The organism is Burkholderia sp. BCC1998, from assembly GCF_905339875.1.
Lineage (GTDB): Bacteria > Pseudomonadota > Gammaproteobacteria > Burkholderiales > Burkholderiaceae > Burkholderia.
The window spans coordinates 245,738-263,005 of sequence record NZ_CAJPHE010000008.1 but is presented as its reverse complement, the minus strand read 5'-3'; the positions used below and the strand labels follow the sequence as shown (position 1 = coordinate 263,005).

Sequence of the window (17,268 nt, the reverse complement as noted above, 5' to 3'; positions counted from 1 at the left end):
CTGGCGCAGGCGACCACACCGGCCGACGCGCGCCGCCGCGCGTCACGCCTTGTGCGTCGACAACAGAATGCTCGTCTCCGTATTCGCGATCCCGTCGATCAACCGGATCGCGCCGAGCACGCGATCGAAATGCTCGAGCGAATCGGCGTGCAGCTCGGCGACCAGATCCCAGCGCCCGTTGGTACTGTGGATCGACGCGACGTTCGGATGCCCGCGCAGCACCTTCACCACTTCCGCGCCGCGATTGCCCTGCACCGCGATCGACATCAGCGCGCGGATCCGGTGCCGCTCGGCGGCCGGCTTGAGCCGCACCGTATAGCCGACGATCACGCCGTTCTTCTCCAGCCGCGTCAGCCGGTTCTGCACGGTCGCGCGCGCGACGCGCAACGCCTTCGCAAGGGCGACGACGGGCATCCGCGCGTTGTCGCGCAGCAGCGCGATGAGCTGCCGGTCGACGTCGTCGAGCGTAATCATGAACGGACCTTCCTGTTGAACGTGACACGGCCGCCAGCGTGCCGGACGGCACGCATTTCGACCAGCATGATTTGAACAAACTGCCATATCCGGCCAGCAATCTGCCAAGTCTATCGAGAAATCTGCCATTTTTGCCGTCTTTTTGTTGGCTCGACTCACGGAAATAATGACTCCATCGACCGGCCGCATGGGCCGCAACGCCGCTTTTGATGGAGCCGGGGCCCGGGCCGACACGCCCGCCCCGGTCGACCAGAACGCCTGGACACCCGTCCGGGCAACAAAATGGAGACAGACCGATGACCCGCTTCCTCGACGTTCCCGCCACCGCCCGACTGATCGCCCAGACCGGCGTCACGCCGTTCCTGCGCGCGCTCGTCGACACGCTGCGCGCCGATTACCTGCACTGGGCCGACTTCGACAAGTCGCCGCGCGTCGCCTGCCACTCGCGCGACGGCGTGATCGAGCTGATGCCCGTCGCGAACGCGTCGCTGTTCGCGTTCAAGTACGTGAACGGCCACCCCGTCAACGCCGCGCGCGGGATGCACACCGTGATGGCGTTCGGCGCGCTCGCCGAAGTCGACACCGGCTACCCGCTGCTGCTCGCCGAACTCACGCTGACCACCGCGTTGCGCACCGCCGCGACATCGGTGCTGGCCGCGCAGGCGCTCGCGCGCCCCGACGCGCGCACGATGGCGCTGATCGGCAACGGCGCGCAGAGCGAATTCCAGGCGATCGCATTCCATACGCTGCTCGGCATCGACGAGATCCGCGTGTTCGACGTCGATCCGCTCGCGACCGACAAGCTCGTGAAGAACCTCGCCGCTTACCCTGAATTGCGCGTCGTGCGCGCCGCGTCGACCGCCGACGCCGTGCGTGGCGCCGACATCGTGACGACCGTCACCGCCGACAAGGCGTATGCGACGATCGTCACGGCCGACATGATCGAGCCCGGCATGCACCTGAACGCGGTCGGCGGCGATTGCCCGGGCAAGACCGAGCTCGACGCGGGCGTGCTGCAGGCGGGCCGCGTGTTCGTCGAATTCGAGCCGCAGTCGCGCATCGAGGGCGAGATCCAGCAGATGCCGGCCGACTTCCCGGTGACCGAACTGTGGCGCGTGCTGCAGGGCGAGACGACCGGCCGCGAGCGCGCGGACGAAGTCACGGTGTTCGACTCGGTCGGCTTCGCGCTCGAGGACTACTCGGCGCTGCGCTACCTGTATGCGCTCGCGCAGCAGCACAACGCGGGCGTCGAGATCGCGCTGATTCCGCCGGCCGTCGATCCGAAGAACCTGTTCGCGCTGATCGACGATCCGGCCGCGATCGCGCAGGGTCATGCGGCGTTCGTGACCGAAGCCGTCGCCGCGTTCGCACGCTGATCGTCATTCCGGGCGGCCGGCGCGCCGCCCGATTCTCCGCCTGTCTCTTCAAACGTTCATGAATCTCGTATCGATCCAGGCGCCGGCCGCCGTCGTGATGATCCGTCCGCACCGCTTCCTGCCGAATCCGCAGACCGCGGCCGACAACGCGTTCCAGCGCACGGCCGTCGGCGGCGCGCACGACACGCTGTCGGTGTCGGCCGCCGCGCGCGACGAAGTCACGGCAGCCGCGCAGACGCTCACGGACGCCGGCGTGCGCGTGCACGTGTTCGACGACCAAGGCGAGCGCGACACGCCCGATTCCGTGTTCCCGAACAACTGGTTCTCGACCCATCCGGGCGGGCATATCGCGTTGTTTCCGATGCATAGCCCGAACCGGCGCCGCGAGCGGCGCGCGGACGTCATCGAGATGCTGAAGGCCGAGTACCGCGTGCAGGACGTGATCGACTACTCGGGGCTCGAATACGACGACGTGTTCCTGGAAGGCACCGGCGCGATGGTGCTCGACCACGTCGCGCGGATCGCGTACACCGCGCGTTCGCGCCGCGCCGATCCGGTCGCGCTCGAACGCTTCTGCACGCACTTCAACTTCGAGCCGATCTGCTTCGACACGGCCGATGCGAACGGCAAGCCGATCTATCACACGAACGTGATGATGAGCGTCGCCACCGAGTTCGCGATGATCGGCCTCGACCTGATCGCCGAGCGCCGGCGCCGCGACGAAATCGCTCAACGCCTGACCGAAACGGGCCGCACCGTGATCGCGCTCGATCATGCGCAGATCGCGAACTTCGCGGGCAATACGCTGGAGCTGTCGGGCAAGGACGGGCGCGTGCTCGCGCTGTCGCGGCGCGCGTTCGACTGCCTCACCGGCGGCCAGCGCGCGACGATCGAACGCTCCGCGCGGCTGCTGCCGCTCGACGTGCCGACGATCGAACTGGCCGGCGGCTCGGTGCGCTGCATGCTCGCGGGGATTCATCTCGCGCGGCGGGCCGCAGCACATGACGTGAAGGAAATGGAATCGGCGGCGCGGTAACGCGAACCGGTGCCACACGCCTGAGCGGACATCCTGCGGCGGATAGCCCGATGGCGCAGCCGGACGATGCTTCGGCCTGAACGGACATCCTGCGCGGATAGCCCGATGGCGCCGCCGGACAATGCTTCGGCCTGAACGGACATCCTACGCGGATAGTCCGATAGTGCCGCCGGACGATGCTTCGATCTACGAACCAGATCGAAACATCGTCCGGCCCGTTCATCAACCGCCCAGCAGCTTCAACCCGGCCGGCAACGTTTCGCCGAACACACGTGCGGTGTCGGCTTCGTCGAATGCAATCGCCTCGCGCACCATGTCGATCCACGCGGCCGACACATTCGCGGAAGACAGGCGCTTGATCACCGCGTCGCGCGTTTCGTCCGGCAAATCGCGTTCGCGGTCGCCCGTCATCCGCGCGATTTGCGCGACCGCGAACGCCGCAGGCTCGACCTGCTTCCAGTCGAGCGCGAACAGCGCGTCGAGCCAGCGGTTCGCGACGTCGGCCGGCACGACACTGTGCGCGCTGCCGTAGAACGGCCGGCGCGCACCGATGCGCCCGAGCGCCCACGCGCACAGCGTGCGCTCGGCCGGCTTCTGCAATTGCATGATCAACCGCTCGGCCAGTTCCACCTTGCGCTCGACCGGCAATCGTTCGAGCGATGCCGACAAGCGCGTCATGTCGGCCGGGCCGACCTTGGCCGGGTCGAACGGCAGCTTGCGGCGCTTGTCGTCGGACGGTTCGAGGAACGCGATCGCATCGCGCACCTGCGTCTGCGCGTCGTCGTCGAGGCCGCCGGCCACGCGCCGCCACAACGTCCACCACTCGGACCACACCTGCGCGTCGTTCACGTACTGGATCCCGTCGTCGAACAGCGGCCACAGCTGCTCGATGCGCCACGCATCGAGCGGATGGCCGAAGCCCGGGCGCAGGCAATAGCCGGCGAGGTTCAGCCACGCGCGTTCGTGATCGGCCGAGCGCCGCCGGCGACGCGCGCGCGCAAGCAACGCGTCGAACAGCTCGCGCGCGAGCGCGACGTCCCACTCGTCGCGCGGGCCGAGCACCTGTTCAAGTTGCGCGCGCAACCGTCGCGTGTCCTTCGGCGTGACGTCCGCGGCCTTGCTGCCGAACGAGCGGTCGATCAGCTCGATCGCGTGATCGACGCGCGGATGGCGCGCGAACGCGGCATCGTCGCCTTGCGCGGGCGCATCGCCACGTAACTGGAATTCGAGCCGCCAGCGGCGCGCTGCATCGTCGGTCGCGATGCAGTGCATTTCGAGCGTGCCGACCTCGGTCAGCGACGCGGTGAGTTTCACCGGCGTTTCGCGCGCATCGCTACCGGCCTTCGCGTCGACGACCGTCGCGATCGGCGGCAGCCGCACGAAGTCGCCGCCGTCCAGCTCGACCAGATCGCCCGGCTGGTACGCGGTGTCGGCGACCGTCGACACGAGGTGGAAACGCACCGGCTGCCCGAGCTGCAACGCGAACGTGCGTTCCTCGAGCCGGATCTCGCGGCCTTCCTCGGCACCGCGCGGCAGCAGGCAGACGCCGCGCGCCGCCGTGGCGCCCTCGCCATCGTCGAGCACGAGGAAATAACTGCGCGCGGAACCACCGCCGATGCGCGGCGCATGCCCCGCCCGCGCCAGGCCATAGGCCACCGCGCCGCGCGCGACCGCCACGTCCGGATGCGCGTTGTGCAGCACGTCGAGCGGCGCGCCGCGCCACGCGCCGAGCGTCTGCGCGAGACGGCCGGCCAGCGCCCCCGCGCGGAACACGCCGCCGTTGAGCAGCAGCGTGTCGGGCAGCGGGCCTTCCGCGTGACGATTCAGGAACGCGGCGACGTGGCGCGTGACGGCCGGGTCGCTCGCATACGGCAAGCCGAATTCGACGATCGCGGCCCGCGCGCGGCGCGGCAGCTCGCCGGCCTCGACCTGCGGAAAGAAGCCGTCGACGACGATCTGCTCGACTTCCTGCCGCGTCAGCTCGGCCGAGCGTGCGCCGCCGACGAGCTTGCTGCCCGCGCCGAGCAGCGTCACGGTGACGGAGGCCGGCGCGTCGTCGCCGAGCAGCCGCTCCTTCGCCGCGCGGCAGCGCTCGACGAGCTGCGACAGGCTCGCGGCCGACAGCCGCGTGCCGGGCTCGGTCAGCCGCGTCTCGACCAGGCGCGCGAGCGCGAGGTCCATGTTGTCGCCGCCGAGCATCAGGTGATTGCCGACGCCGACGCGCGTGAAGGCCGGTTCGCCGTCGTCGCCCGGCGCGACGTCGACCAGCGTGAGGTCGGTCGTGCCGCCGCCGACGTCGCAGATCAGCACGCGGCGCGGTGCGGCGAAGGTGTCGCGCAACGTCGCGCGCTGGCCGTACAACCAGTCGTAGAACGCGGCCTGCGGTTCTTCCAGCAAGCGCAGCGCCGGCAGTTTCGCGCGTTTGGCCGCCTCGACCGTCAACGCGCGGGCGCCGTCGTCGAACGACGCCGGCACCGTCAGAATGACGTCCTGCTTCGCGAGCGGCGCATCGGGAAAACGCGCATCCCACGCGGCCCGCACGTGCGCGAGATAGCTCGCGCTCGCGTCGACCGGCGACACCTTGTCGACGCCGTCGGCCGCGCCCCACGGCAGGATCGCCGCGAGCCGGTCGACCGACGCGTGCGACAGCCAGCTCTTCGCGCTGGTGACGAGCCGCCCCGGCACCTGCGCGCCGAGCGTGCGCGCATACCGGCCGATCACGGCCGGCGGTGCGCCGGCCGCATTCGCGTTGGCCTTCGCATCAGCCTTCGCACCTGCGTTAGAGGCCGCCCACGGCAACCGCAGCGCGTCCGGCGGCAGTTCACCCGCCGCCGGGTGATAACGCACCGACGGCAGCAGCGGCTGCGCCGCCACCGCGCCGGGGCCGACCAGCTGCTCGACGTCGAACACGCGGATCGCGTCGGAGCCGGCCTCGACGTATGCGACGACCGTATTGCTCGTGCCGAGGTCGATGCCGACCGTATAGCGCTTCATCGCGCTCAGGCGGCGCCGCGCACGTCGAACTCGACCTTCCAGCGCTCGTTCGTGCCGCTCGGGATCGCCTCGAGCTCGAGCGTGCCGGCTTCGGTCACGCGCGCATGCAGCTTCACCGGCACGACCTCGCCGACCGTGCGCCCTTCGGCGGGCAGCGTGGCCTGGATTTCCTCGAGTTCCTGCAGCTCTTCAGGCGACCAGTAGTCGAGCAGCGTGCCGACCTGGTCCTGGCGCCGCACCGATGACCCGAAGAAGCGGAACTGCACCGGCTCGCCGACGACGAGGCCGAACTCCTGCGGCGGCAGCGCCGCATCCGAGCCTTCCTCCATCCCGAAAGGCGCGACGCAGAGCGCCTGCACCGGCGGCTCCAGCCCCGGCACCGCGGGCATCGCCGACTCGATCGCGACGTAGTACGCACGCGCCGTGCCGCCGCGAATGCGCACGCCGCGGCCGCGCTTCACGTAGCCGTAATACGCCGCGCCACGCGCGACCGCCAGATCGAGGTCCGCGCCTTCGAGCAGGCGCGCGGCCGGCGCGCCTTCGGCGGCGAGCCAGCTGTTGAGCGTATCGAGCACGCGCTGCGTGAGCAGCGGCGACTTGAACACGCCGCCATTGAACAGCACCGCTGTCGGATGCAGGAATGTCGCGCCTTGCGGCAGCGTACGCTGCACGCCTTCGAGCGCGTCGAGCGCCGCGACCTGGCGGCCGAGGAACGCCGCGAGGTGGCGCGTGATGCCCGCGTCCTGCGCATACGGCAGGCCGAGCTGCGTCAGGCCGACGCGCGCGCGGCTCACCGGGCGCGCGGCCGCGTCGACTTGCGGGAAGAAACCTTCGAGGATCGTCTGCGTGAGTTCCGCGCGCGTCAGTTCCGTGCGGATCGAGCCGCCGATCAGCTTCGAGCCGCGGCTCGGCACGACGAGCGGCACCGCGTCGGTCGTCGGGTCGGACAGCAGCGTTTCCTTCGCCGAGCGGCACGCGTAGGTCAGCGCGCGCAATTGCCACGGATCGGCCTGCGTGCCCTGCTGCGCGAGCTTGCGCGCGACCACGTGCGCGAGCGCGAGGTCCATGTTGTCGCCGCCGAGCAGGATGTGCTCGCCGACCGCCACGCGATGCAGTTCGAGATTGCCGTCGCGCTCGACCACCGCGATCAGCGACAGGTCGGTGGTGCCGCCGCCGACGTCCACGCACAGGATCAGGTCGCCGACCTGCACCTGCTTGCGCCAGCCGCCTTCGCTCTTCTGGATCCAGCTGTAGAGCGCCGCCTGCGGCTCCTCGAGCAGCGTCATGCGCGAATAGCCGGCGGCACGCGCGGCTTCCGCCGTCAGCTCGCGCGCGGCCGGGTCGAACGACGCGGGGATCGTGACCGTCACGTCCTGGTCGGCGAACGGCGCGTCGGGATGCGCGTGGTCCCACGCTTCGCGCAGGTGCGTCAGGTAGCGGATCGAGCTTTCCAGCGGCGACACGCGCGCCACTTCCGGCGGCGCATCGCTCGGCAGGATCGCCGCGCGGCGATCGACGCCCGGGTGGCACAGCCAGCTCTTCGCGCTCGACACGAGGCGGATCGGCGTGCCGGCGCCACGCGTGCGCGCCATCTCGCCGACCGCGAACGCGCGCGAGGCCGTCCACGGCAGCGTCAGGTCGCCCTGCGTCAGCTCGCTTTCATGCGGAAGATAGAGGAACGACGGCAGCAGGTCGCGCGACTCCAGCGCGCCGGGCGCGGTCAGCTGCGCGATCGGCAGCACCTGCTGCGCGATCGTTTCGCCGTCGCTCGCGGCGCTGTCGACGTACGACAGCGCGCAGTGGGTCGTACCGAGGTCGATACCGATCGAATAGCGCGGATCGTTCACAGTTCCACCTCCGCCGGTGCGACCACCGAGGCGTCGTGGCTGCCGGTCAGCTTCGGCAGGCGCACGTCGGCCACGCGCCAGCCGCGGTGGCTGACCGTGCCCGTGAACGGCGCGGCGCCGACCACGTTGCCCGTCACGCGCACGGCCGTCGCGTCGAAGCCGGCCGGCAGCGTCACGCGGCTGCCTTCGGCTTCATCGCGCACCGGCACGATCGTGAAATGCTCGCGCAGCGCGGCGCGGCAGCCGTCGTGCACGAGGCGTGCGGCGGCGCCGATGTCGGCGTCCGCGTAGCCGGCGATGTCTTCCTCGACGAAGTCGATGAAGCGCGCATCGCGCTGCAGCAGGCCGAGCAGTTGCAGCGCGGCTTGCGGGCTCGCTTCGCGCAGCTCGGGGGCCGGCGCCTTCACGGGCGCGGGCGCCGGGGCTGCCGCGGGGGCCGGCGCAACCGGCGCCGGGGCGACCGGTGCCGGGGCGCCGTCGCGCACGCGCAGCACGCCGGCCGCGAACTCGCGGTTGCCGATCACGGAGAAGAACGTGCCGACGGCCAGCGACAGCCGGCCGAAGAAGGACAGGTTGGTTTCGGGCATGGGGTCTGGACTCCTGTGGGCTCGCGACACGGCGAGCAGCTTGCCTGGGCGCCGGGCGGCGGCGTGCGAATGCGCACTGCCGCCGCCCGGCGCGTGATTCGGGCGCGCCCTCTCGGGTGCGGAAAACCCGTATTTTGCCCTGTGGCGGGCGAACCGGGCAGAAGTTGGGGGACAGAACACAACGACGCGCGGGTTTTGCGCGGCGCCGGATTGCATCGGACTGCCGGCTATCGGGGGTCGGCCGGGCGTCGGCCGGGATGTTGCGGCGCGTCAGCGCGGCTTGCGGCGGCGTGCCGCCTCCACCCGAAAATCGCGCGAATTCGGGCGCGCGACGTGAAACGCATGCCCCCCGCATGGGGACCGCGGCGGCGTAGCGCTACATGCTTGATGCAATGTGATGTTTAATGCCCGGCAACGCCAGCATTAAAGGACACGCAATGCTCGACCTCGACGACCTTCGCCTCGTGCGCGCGATCGGCGCGTCGCGTTCATTGGCATCCGCCGCGCGCCTGCTCGACCTCACCCCGCCCGCGGTCACGATCCGCCTGCAGCGGATGGAGGCGAGGCTGGACGTCCGGCTCGCCGTGCGGCAACCGAAAGGGATCGAGCTGACCGACGAAGGTCAGCGGCTTTATCGGGAAGCCGTGGAGATCCTCGAGCGCGTGGACGCGCTGCCGAACAACATCGCGGGCGATCACGGCGACGTGCAGGGCACGCTGCGCGTCGTCGCGCCGTTCGGCTTCGGACGCAAGTACGTCGCGCGGATCGTGCGCGACGTGCAACGCGCGCATCCGAAGCTCGAAATCTCGCTGCACCTGTCGGAGAGTCCGCTGACCAGCGCGTCGGGGGCCGACGTGGTCATCCATGTCGGCAGCCTGAAGTCGTCGTCGTGGATCGGCTATCCGCTCGCGCCCAACGAGCGCTTCCTGTGCGCGAGCCCCGGTTACGCGCGGCGCATCAAGCAGCTGGGCCATCCGTCCGACCTCGCCCGCTACGACTGCCTGTGCCTGCGCGAGAACGACGAGGACATTCCGCGCTGGCGTTTCTCGCAAGCCGGCGACGGCAAGGGCGAATCCAGACGATCGGCGGTGATTCGCGTCACGGGCGCGCTGTCGTCGAACGACGGCACCGTCATCACCGACTGGGCGCTGGCCGGGCTCGGCATCGTCGAGCGCTCCGAGTGGGACGTCGCGCCGCTGCTGGCGAACGGCAAGCTGGTCAGGCTGCTGCCCGACTGGCATCTGCCGCCCGCGCCGGTGACCGCGCTGCTGCCGTCGCGCACCGGCCGCTCCGCGCGGCAGCGGGTTTTCCTCGAAGCCGCGACGCAATTCCTCGCTCCGCCGCCGTGGCGCGGCAAGGCATGAGCGCGGTCCCGGGATTAAATGCTGCTTAATGCTCGATTTGGCACGCGTTAAACACGCTGCGCGCCAAACGCCCTACTGTGTTCGCTGTCGGCAATCCACCGAGGCAACGCATCATGGGCATTCCCCTCCTTCTCAATACCCCCGCCGCATTGATCGACGTCGGCCGCATGCGTGACAACATCGCGCGCATGCAGGCGCATCTGGACGCGCTCGGCGTCAGGTTCCGACCGCACGTGAAGACCACCAAGTGCCAGCACGTCGTCGACGCGCAGGTCGCGGCCGGCGCGCGAGGCATCACGGTGTCGACGCTGAAAGAAGCCGAGCAGTTCTTCGCGAGCGGCGTGCGCGACATCGTCTACGCGGTCGGCATGATTCCCGCGAAGCTCGGCCAGGCGCTCGCGCTGCGCCGGCAGGGCTGCGACCTGAAGATCGTCGCCGACAGCCTGCCGGCCGCGCACGCGATCGCCGAATTCGGGCGCGCGCACGGCGAGCGCTTCGAAGTCTGGATCGAGGTCGATGTCGACGGCCATCGCTCGGGGATCGCCCCCGACGACGACCTGCTGATCGACGTCGGCCGCGCGCTGGTCGACGGCGGCATGACGCTCGGCGGCGTGCTCGCGCACGCCGGCTCCAGCTACGAATACGACACCCGCGACGCGCTGGTCGCGATCGCCGAACAGGAGCGCAGCCGGACCGTGCACGCCGCGGATCGCCTCAGGGCCGCCGCGCTGCCCTGCCCGGTCGTCAGCATCGGTTCGACGCCGACCGCGCTGTCCGCGGAGCGCCTCGACGGCGTGACCGAAGTCCGCGCGGGCGTGTACGTGCTGTTCGACCTCGTGATGCACAACGTCGGCGTGTGCGCGCTGTCCGACATCGCGCTGTCGGTGCTGACCACCGTCATCGGGCACCAGGAAGAAAAAGGCTGGGTCATCGTTGACGCGGGCTGGATGGCGATGAGCCGCGATCGCGGCACGCAGCGGCAGGCGCGGGATTTCGGCTACGGGCAGGTGTGTAGCGAAGACGGTGACGTGCTCGGCGAGTACGTAATGAGCGCGGCCAATCAGGAGCACGGCATCGTGTCCCGCATCGGGACGCCGGACACGGATATCGCGACGCGGTTTCCGATCGGGACCCGTTTGCGGATTCTGCCGAACCACGCGTGCGCGACCGGCGCGCAACATCCGGAATATCACGCGCTCGGCGACGCCGGCACCGTGCAGAACTGGCCGCGCTTCTACGGGTGGTAAGCACCAGGCATCGCGGTGCGGTGGCCGATTCGTCGGAGTGATACGCCGATGTCCGGCGATGCAACCGCCGCCGCGCGCCCGCCCTCCCTCCCTCCCGATATTGACTATTTGTCCAATTCTATACAAACTATAAAACCGCGATTCACATTGCATCCGACAGGCTCCCCCACCATGCCGATAGACGCCCACCTCCTTCTTCTCGACCGGGATGTCGTCGAACCGGCCCTTCAAACCGAACACGTGATGGCGGCGGTCCGCGAAGCCTTCGTGCTGCACAGCCAACGCGCAGGGCGCGTGTTCCCGGTCGTGCGCGAGAAGCTGCATACCGGCGGCGTGTTCGGCATCAAGTCGGGCGACGTCGCGAGCCAGGATCTGCTCGGCTTCAAGGCGGCCGGATTCTGGCCCGGCAATCGCAGCCGGGGCGGCGAGCCGCACCAGGCGACGATCATGCTGTTCGATCCGGCCACCGGCCGCCCGCTCTGCATCATGGACGGCAACGCGATCACCACCGCCCGGACCGGCGCGGCCGGCGGCCTGGGCCTGCAGGCGCTGGCCCGCCGCGACAGTACGCGCATCTGCGTGTTCGGCACCGGCGTGCAGGCGCGCGTCCAGCTCGACCGTGCGCTCAGGCTGCTGCCGCAACGGTGCGCGGTGCAGTACGTGAACGCGCGCGGCGAAGCGGACGCGGTGTTCGAATCGGCATTCCGCGAACGCTGCGACATCCGCGTCGCGCGAGACCGGAACGATGCGGTGGCCGACAGCGACGTGGTCATCACGGCCACGCCGGGCGGCGGCCCGCTGTTCGATGCGGACGCGGTTCAGCCCGGCACCCACCTGACCTGCGTCGGCGCGGACACCGCGGGCAAGCGCGAGCTTCCCGAAGGCGTGCTGCAGCGCGCGCGCATTTTCGTGGACGATCACGAGCAGGCGCGCGGCATCGGCGAGTGCCAATGGGCGCCCGATCTGCCGCGCACCGAAATCGGCGACGTGCTCGCCGGGACCGTGTCGGTCGATCGCTCGCCGAGCGAGATCACCGTATTCGACATGACGGGGCTCGCGCTGCAGGACCTGACCGTGGCGCGCTTCCTGTATCGGCAGGCCGTCGAGCGCGGCACGGGACGCTCGATCCCGTGGCCGTGGTGAACGGCAACGGCGTGATATCTTCCATCGCCATGCGTCTATCCAAAGTTTCCGCCATCTCGTTCGATCTCGACGACACGCTATGGCCGTTCGGCCCTTCCGTCGCACGGGCCGAGGCGTCGCTGCATGCGTGGCTGATCGCGCACGCACCCGATACCGCGAGCGTGCTGCCGACGTCGCAGACGCTGGCTCAACTGCGCGACGAATACGAACGCTCGCGGCCGGATCTCGTCGGCGACTATCGCGCGTTGCGCATCGGATCGATCCGGCTGGCGCTGGAGCGGGCGAACGAAGACGTCTCACTGACCGACCGCGCCTACGACGTGTTCTATTCGGCGCGGAACCAGGTCGAGTTCTTCGACGATGCATTGCCGGCGCTCGCGTGGTTGAGCGCGCGGTTTCCACTGATCGCGGTGACGAACGGCAATGCGGACCTTCAACTGACCGGCGGCGGCGAGTTCTTCCGTGAAACGCTCAGCGCGCGTGCGTTCGGGTTCGCGAAGCCCGAGCCGGAAATCTTCCATGCGGCCGCCGCGACGCTCGGCGTGCCTGCGGCGGAGCTGCTGCACGTCGGCGACGACTTTCACCTCGATATCGTCGGCGCATTGAATGCGGGGCTTCAGGCAGCGTGGGTCGTACGTCACGCAGGGTCGCAAGCGGAGCACGCTGCGCATCGTGCCCCGTCCGCGCATCTGACCGTTCGCGACTTGTCGGTGCTGTGTCGCACGCTGGGTGCGCCTGACGCGGTGTCGTAACCGCAAGCCCGCAAGATCGCGCGGCCGCGGTCGATCACGCCCGTCGGCATGACCGACCGCCGCTTCACGCCGCCTTGCGTGCGTCCGCGATCCGTTGCGGCGCCTTCGGCCGCGCATAAAGCCGCTCGAGGTACGCACGCAATTGCGGGAACGGTTCGATCAGGTGGCATTCGCTCGCCCAGTCGATCAGGTAGACCGTCACGCAATCGGCCACCGTCAGCGTGTCGCCGACGATGAATTCGCGCCCTTCGAGATGCTTGTCGAGGATCGCGGCCATCGTCGAGAAATCCTCGCGTGCCAGCTCGATATCGGCCGGCGAGCGCTTTTCCGGCGGATAGAGGAACGAATGGCGCGTAATCCGCCACAGCGGCTGTTCAAGCTCCGTCACCGCGAACATGACCCATCGATACGCCTGCGCGCGCAAAGCGGGATCGACGGGCAGCAGCGCCTTCTCCGGGTACTTGTCCGCGAGATACAGCACGATCGCGGCCGACTCGGGAATCACGAGGTCGCCGTCCACCAGCACGGGCACCTTGCCGGCCGGATTGAGGCGCAGGAATTCGGGCCGCTTGTGCTCGCCCTCGAGCAGGTTGACCGACACGAACTCGAAATCCGCGTCCAGTTCCTTGAGCCCCCAGAGCGCGCGTTGCGAGCGCGTGCCGGCGAATCCGTAAAGCTTCATCGCAATGTCTCCATCGATAATGTCGGGAAAAATCGCCGCGCACAGGCGACGGCCAATCGGCCGCTTCGAATGCTTCGATCACTTCGATCGCTCCGGCCGCTTCGCCCACGCATGCAGCGCCTGTCGCCGCTCACATGCCGGGCACGGGGAGCACCGGCATCACGTCGATCGCATCGCCCGGGAACAGCGTGAAATGCGGATGGCCCTCGAACAGCGCGGCGGCCGCGTCGTGCGATGCGGCGCGCACCACGGTGAAGCCGCTCATCGCATTGGCGGTGTCCGTCACGCCGCCCTTGCCGATCGTCTTGGTCTTGCCGAGCGGCCCGCCGGGCTCGACGATCGCGTCGCGATGCCGCTCGACCCACGCATGCCACGCGGCGATCCCTTCGCGCTCCCGCGTGCGCCGCTCGTCCTCCGGCAACGCCATCCACGCCTTCATGCCCGGGCTGTCCTTGCTGCCGAGGAATACCGCGAGATACAACTGCTGTTGAGCACTCATGCTTCCTCCGTCCGATGGCGGGCACGGCGGGCTGCCGCACCTCGCCCTTGACACAATAGGTTGATATCAACACAATTGCAACATGGCACGCAAAGAAACGCTCCCTTTCGAAACGACGCTGATGGTGCGCGATTGCTGCCTGTGCCTGCACATGCAGCGCGCGGCGCGCAATCTCGCGCGCATCTTCGACGAGGTGTTGCGTCCGCTGGATCTCACCAACGGCCAGTTCTCGCTGCTGATGTCGCTGAACCGGCCGCAGCCGGCCGCGATGAAATCGGTCGCGTCATTGCTCGCGATGGATCGCACCACGCTGACCGCCGCGCTCAAGCCGCTCGAGCGGCGCGGGCTGCTCACGATCACGGCGGATCCGGACGACAAGCGCAGCCGCCTGCTCGAACTCACGCCTGCCGGTCATCGGTTGCTGGCCGAAGCGTTCCCGCTCTGGCAGCAGACGCATACCGAGATCGAACGGCCGTTCGCGCCGGAAGCAGTCGACGTGTTGCGCGGCCAGTTGCGCGCGCTGTCGGAGGATCCGGCTACGCGCGGCTGAAGCGGCGCGTCACGTCATTCACTTCCGGCCCTTCTTCGGCATCAGCAGTTGCGCGCATTCCTGCAGGAAGCGCACGGCCCCGTGCGCATGCAGTGCCTCCCCGCTGCTGAGCGCGCCGTCGATGACGGTCGCGAGCCGCAGCGCGTAGGTTCCCGGTTCGTCGATCCGCATCGCGCCGGCCAGTTCCGTCAGCCGGCGCCGCAGTTCCTGCTTGTGCGCGACGGCGACCTTGCGAGCCGGATGATTGCCGTCCGCGTACTCGGCGGCGATGTTGATCTGCGGACAGCCGCGATAGCCGGGGCGTTCGATCCGCTCGCCGATCCATTGCAGTTGCGCATCGAGTTCCTCGCGCGGCGTGCGCCGGTACTGCGCGGCCACCGCGTCCCAGTGCGCCCAGAAATCCGCATCCTCGCGCAGCAGAAACGCCTCGATCAGGTCGTCCTTCGTCGCGAAGTGCCGGTACAGGCTCGTTTTGGCGACGCCCGCCTGTGCGACGATCAGGTCCACGCCGACCGCGCGCGTCCCTTCCCGATAGAACAGCGCGCTGGCCGTTTGCAGAATGCGCTCGCGCGTATCGGGCGCGCTCCCGTTCGTGTCCGTTCCCTTTTTCATCCAAGCCCGGCCGCCAAGGGCCGCCTGTCCCGCAAAAATGCAGCCGATGATAGCACCCGAAGATTGACGGCGCTACAGGTCTGTACTATAAAACAAACCGGTCTGTATCGGAGTCGGTCATGGACGGTCAAATGACGGTTGCGGTGTATGGCGCCACGGGTCACACCGGGCGGTTCGTCCTGGCCGAGCTGGCACGGCGCGGCTGCGGTGCGATCCGTATCGGACGCGATGCCGCGCGGCTCGCGCAAGGCGGCCACGACGCGGCGCCGTGGCGCGTCGCCCCGGTCGACGATCCGGCTGCGCTCGACATCGCGTTGCGCGGCGCGCACGCGTTGATCAACTGCGCGGGTCCGTACCTCGATACCGCGCTGCCGCTCGCCGATGCGGCGTTGCGAGCGGGCATCCCGTATCTCGACCTGACGGCCGAACAGCCGTCGGTCCAGGCGCTGACCGGCCAGCGCGATGCCCGGGCACGCTCCGCCGGCGTGACGCTCATGCCGGCCGCCGCGTTCTACGGCGGCCTGGCCGATCTGCTCGTCACGGCAGTCGTCGACCCGCGCGAGCCGATCGAGCGCGTCGATGTCGCGACCGGCCTCGACAGCTGGCATCCGACGCGCGGCACGCGCGTGACCGGCGAGCGCAATCACGCGACCCGACTGATTCAGCGGGACGGCAAGCCGACCGCGGTGCCGTCGACCGCGCGCGAACGCCGGTGGCCGTTTCCATCGCCGTTCGGCGATGTCGACGTGACGCTGCTGCCGTTTTCGGAAGTGATGACACTCGCGCGTCATCTGCGCATCGATACGATCGAGTCGTGGCTCGCGACGCTCGCGCTGCGCGACGTGCGCGATGCCGGTACGCCACCGCCGCAACCGGTCGACGCGTTCGGCCGCTCGGCGCAGCGATTCGCGATGGATGCCGTCGTCGTGCAGAACGGCACCACGCATCGCGCGACCGCGTCGGGACGCGACATCTATGCGGTCAGCGCACCGATCATCGTCGAGGCGACGGTTCGCTTGCTGGACGGCAGGACGCTGACGTCAGGCGGCGTACGCAGCCTCGGCGAACTGTTCGACGCGCGCGATTTTCTCGCGGCGCTCGACACGGTCGACGTCTCGTTCGACACACTCCCCGATTCGAATTTCACCAGAAGGAGCGAGCATGACCAGCAATAACAAGGAAAAAGCCGCGTATTTCCGTTCGCTTCACCGCGCGGGCCAGCCGCTCGCGCTGTTCAACGTGTGGGACGCCGGCAGTGCACGCACGGTGGCCGACGCGGGCGCTGTCGCGCTGGCGACCGGCAGCTGGTCGGTCGCGGTCGCGAACGGTTTCGTCGACGGCGAGCAGATGCCCAAAGCACGCGTGATGGACGTGCTCGCGCGGATCGCGCAGGCGACCGACCTGCCCGTCACCGTCGATCTCGAAAGCGGGTATGGCGAGCGGCTGGAGGAACTCGCCGACACGATCGCGCGCAGCATCGAAGCCGGCGCGATCGGCTGCAATCTCGAGGACAGCTTTCCGGCGACGGGGGAACTGCGCACCGTCGACGATGCGGCCGCGCGTCTCGCGGCGGCCCGGCACGCGGCCGACCGCGCGGATATCGGCTACTTCATCAACGCGCGCACCGACGTGTTCTTCAAGGCCGCGGCCGACACGCACGACGAACGGCTGCTCGACGACGTGCTGACCCGCGCACGCGCGTACGCGGCGGCCGGCGCCGACGGCCTGTTCGTGCCGGGCCTGAGGTCGCCGGCGCTGATTCGCGCGCTGACGGCCGCGTCGCCGCTGCCCGTGAACATCATGCGCGTGTCGGAAACGCCAACGCTGGCCGAACTCGCCGACTACGGCGTCGCGCGCATCAGTCACGGGCCGTACCCTTACCTGCAGGCGATGAACGCGCTCGCGGCGCTGGTGAAGCAACGCGCGTAGCGGAGCCGGTATGTGATTGGCGCGCGGCGCGGCCCTCCGTACGCTTCCGGCGTCGCGCCGCCATGCCGGCGGCGCTCATCGCCCAGGCGGCGTCTGTCCCGCTATCTGCTTGATACGATCGACTCGGCCACGCCGCATGAACCGGGCCGGCCGTTGCGCGACCGGCGCGACCTCGC

General features: G+C 69.3%; 16 protein-coding genes. 9 read left to right on the top strand and 7 right to left on the bottom strand.

Translation table 11 applies throughout. The features are described from left to right. Positions 1-42: 42 nt before the first annotated feature. Positions 43-474 carry an Lrp/AsnC family transcriptional regulator gene (locus U5A56_RS17170; protein WP_044845386.1) on the bottom strand — a complete coding sequence of 144 codons (432 nt, stop codon included), beginning with the start codon at positions 472-474 and terminating at the stop codon, positions 43-45. A gap of 296 nt (positions 475-770) precedes the next feature. Here U5A56_RS17170 and U5A56_RS17165 point away from each other — a divergent pair, with 296 nt between their 5' ends. Together U5A56_RS17165 and ctlX are read left to right on the top strand one after the other, a co-directional pair. Further along, entirely contained in the window at positions 771-1,850 is a 1,080-nt protein-coding gene (locus U5A56_RS17165) for an ornithine cyclodeaminase (protein WP_044845387.1), read from the top strand. 58 nt (positions 1,851-1,908) lie between these two features. Continuing rightward, positions 1,909-2,886, top strand: coding sequence for a citrulline utilization hydrolase CtlX (gene ctlX, locus U5A56_RS17160; RefSeq protein ID WP_321923548.1), 978 nt, complete (start codon positions 1,909-1,911; stop codon positions 2,884-2,886). A gap of 222 nt (positions 2,887-3,108) precedes the next feature. Here ctlX and U5A56_RS17155 read toward each other — a convergent pair whose 3' ends face one another. The 3 genes from U5A56_RS17155 to U5A56_RS17145 are packed head-to-tail and all read right to left on the bottom strand — an operon-like array spanning position 3,109 to position 8,314. Next, positions 3,109-5,880, bottom strand: coding sequence for an Hsp70 family protein (locus tag U5A56_RS17155; RefSeq protein WP_321923546.1), 2,772 nt, complete (start codon positions 5,878-5,880; stop codon positions 3,109-3,111). Between the two features lie 5 nt (positions 5,881-5,885). Next, positions 5,886-7,727, bottom strand: coding sequence for an Hsp70 family protein (locus U5A56_RS17150; protein ID WP_321822293.1), 1,842 nt, complete (start codon positions 7,725-7,727; stop codon positions 5,886-5,888). Next, positions 7,724-8,314 (bottom strand): DUF2760 domain-containing protein, encoded by a 591-nt coding sequence (locus U5A56_RS17145; protein WP_044845391.1) that lies wholly within the window; start codon positions 8,312-8,314, stop codon positions 7,724-7,726. The genes U5A56_RS17150 and U5A56_RS17145 overlap by 4 nt, the downstream gene beginning before the upstream one ends. A gap of 437 nt (positions 8,315-8,751) precedes the next feature. Between U5A56_RS17145 and U5A56_RS17140 the strand changes: the two genes are divergently transcribed. From U5A56_RS17140 to U5A56_RS17125, 4 genes are all read left to right on the top strand, one after another. Next, positions 8,752-9,678 carry a LysR family transcriptional regulator gene (locus U5A56_RS17140; protein WP_321923543.1) on the top strand — a complete coding sequence of 309 codons (927 nt, stop codon included), beginning with the start codon at positions 8,752-8,754 and terminating at the stop codon, positions 9,676-9,678. Between the two features lie 113 nt (positions 9,679-9,791). Continuing rightward, entirely contained in the window at positions 9,792-10,925 is a 1,134-nt protein-coding gene (locus U5A56_RS17135; protein ID WP_321923541.1) for a DSD1 family PLP-dependent enzyme, read from the top strand. 171 nt (positions 10,926-11,096) lie between these two features. Then, positions 11,097-12,068, top strand: coding sequence for an ornithine cyclodeaminase family protein (locus tag U5A56_RS17130; protein WP_321923592.1), 972 nt, complete (start codon positions 11,097-11,099; stop codon positions 12,066-12,068). Between the two features lie 29 nt (positions 12,069-12,097). Then, complete coding sequence (locus tag U5A56_RS17125) at positions 12,098-12,820, top strand: HAD-IA family hydrolase (protein WP_321923540.1); 723 nt, start codon at positions 12,098-12,100, stop codon at positions 12,818-12,820. Between the two features lie 64 nt (positions 12,821-12,884). Here the strand turns inward: U5A56_RS17125 and U5A56_RS17120 are convergent, their stop codons facing one another. Next, the gene (locus U5A56_RS17120) at positions 12,885-13,502 is read right to left on the bottom strand and encodes a glutathione S-transferase family protein (RefSeq protein ID WP_321923538.1); all 618 of its coding nucleotides are present in this window, start codon (positions 13,500-13,502) and stop codon (positions 12,885-12,887) included. Between the two features lie 130 nt (positions 13,503-13,632). Next, positions 13,633-14,001 carry a hypothetical protein gene (locus U5A56_RS17115; protein ID WP_124487701.1) on the bottom strand — a complete coding sequence of 123 codons (369 nt, stop codon included), beginning with the start codon at positions 13,999-14,001 and terminating at the stop codon, positions 13,633-13,635. An 82-nt stretch (positions 14,002-14,083) separates the two neighbouring features. Between U5A56_RS17115 and U5A56_RS17110 the strand changes: the two genes are divergently transcribed. Further along, positions 14,084-14,551, top strand: coding sequence for a MarR family transcriptional regulator (locus tag U5A56_RS17110; protein WP_321923536.1), 468 nt, complete (start codon positions 14,084-14,086; stop codon positions 14,549-14,551). A gap of 18 nt (positions 14,552-14,569) precedes the next feature. Here the strand turns inward: U5A56_RS17110 and U5A56_RS17105 are convergent, their stop codons facing one another. Next, positions 14,570-15,163 (bottom strand): TetR/AcrR family transcriptional regulator, encoded by a 594-nt coding sequence (locus U5A56_RS17105; protein WP_321923534.1) that lies wholly within the window; start codon positions 15,161-15,163, stop codon positions 14,570-14,572. A 119-nt stretch (positions 15,164-15,282) separates the two neighbouring features. Here U5A56_RS17105 and U5A56_RS17100 point away from each other — a divergent pair, with 119 nt between their 5' ends. Beyond that, positions 15,283-16,338 (top strand): saccharopine dehydrogenase family protein, encoded by a 1,056-nt coding sequence (locus U5A56_RS17100; protein WP_321923532.1) that lies wholly within the window; start codon positions 15,283-15,285, stop codon positions 16,336-16,338. Next, positions 16,325-17,092, top strand: a complete 768-nt coding sequence (locus U5A56_RS17095; RefSeq protein ID WP_321923531.1) for an isocitrate lyase/phosphoenolpyruvate mutase family protein — start codon at positions 16,325-16,327, stop codon at positions 17,090-17,092. The genes U5A56_RS17100 and U5A56_RS17095 overlap by 14 nt, the downstream gene beginning before the upstream one ends. The last annotated feature ends 176 nt before the right edge of the window (positions 17,093-17,268 follow it).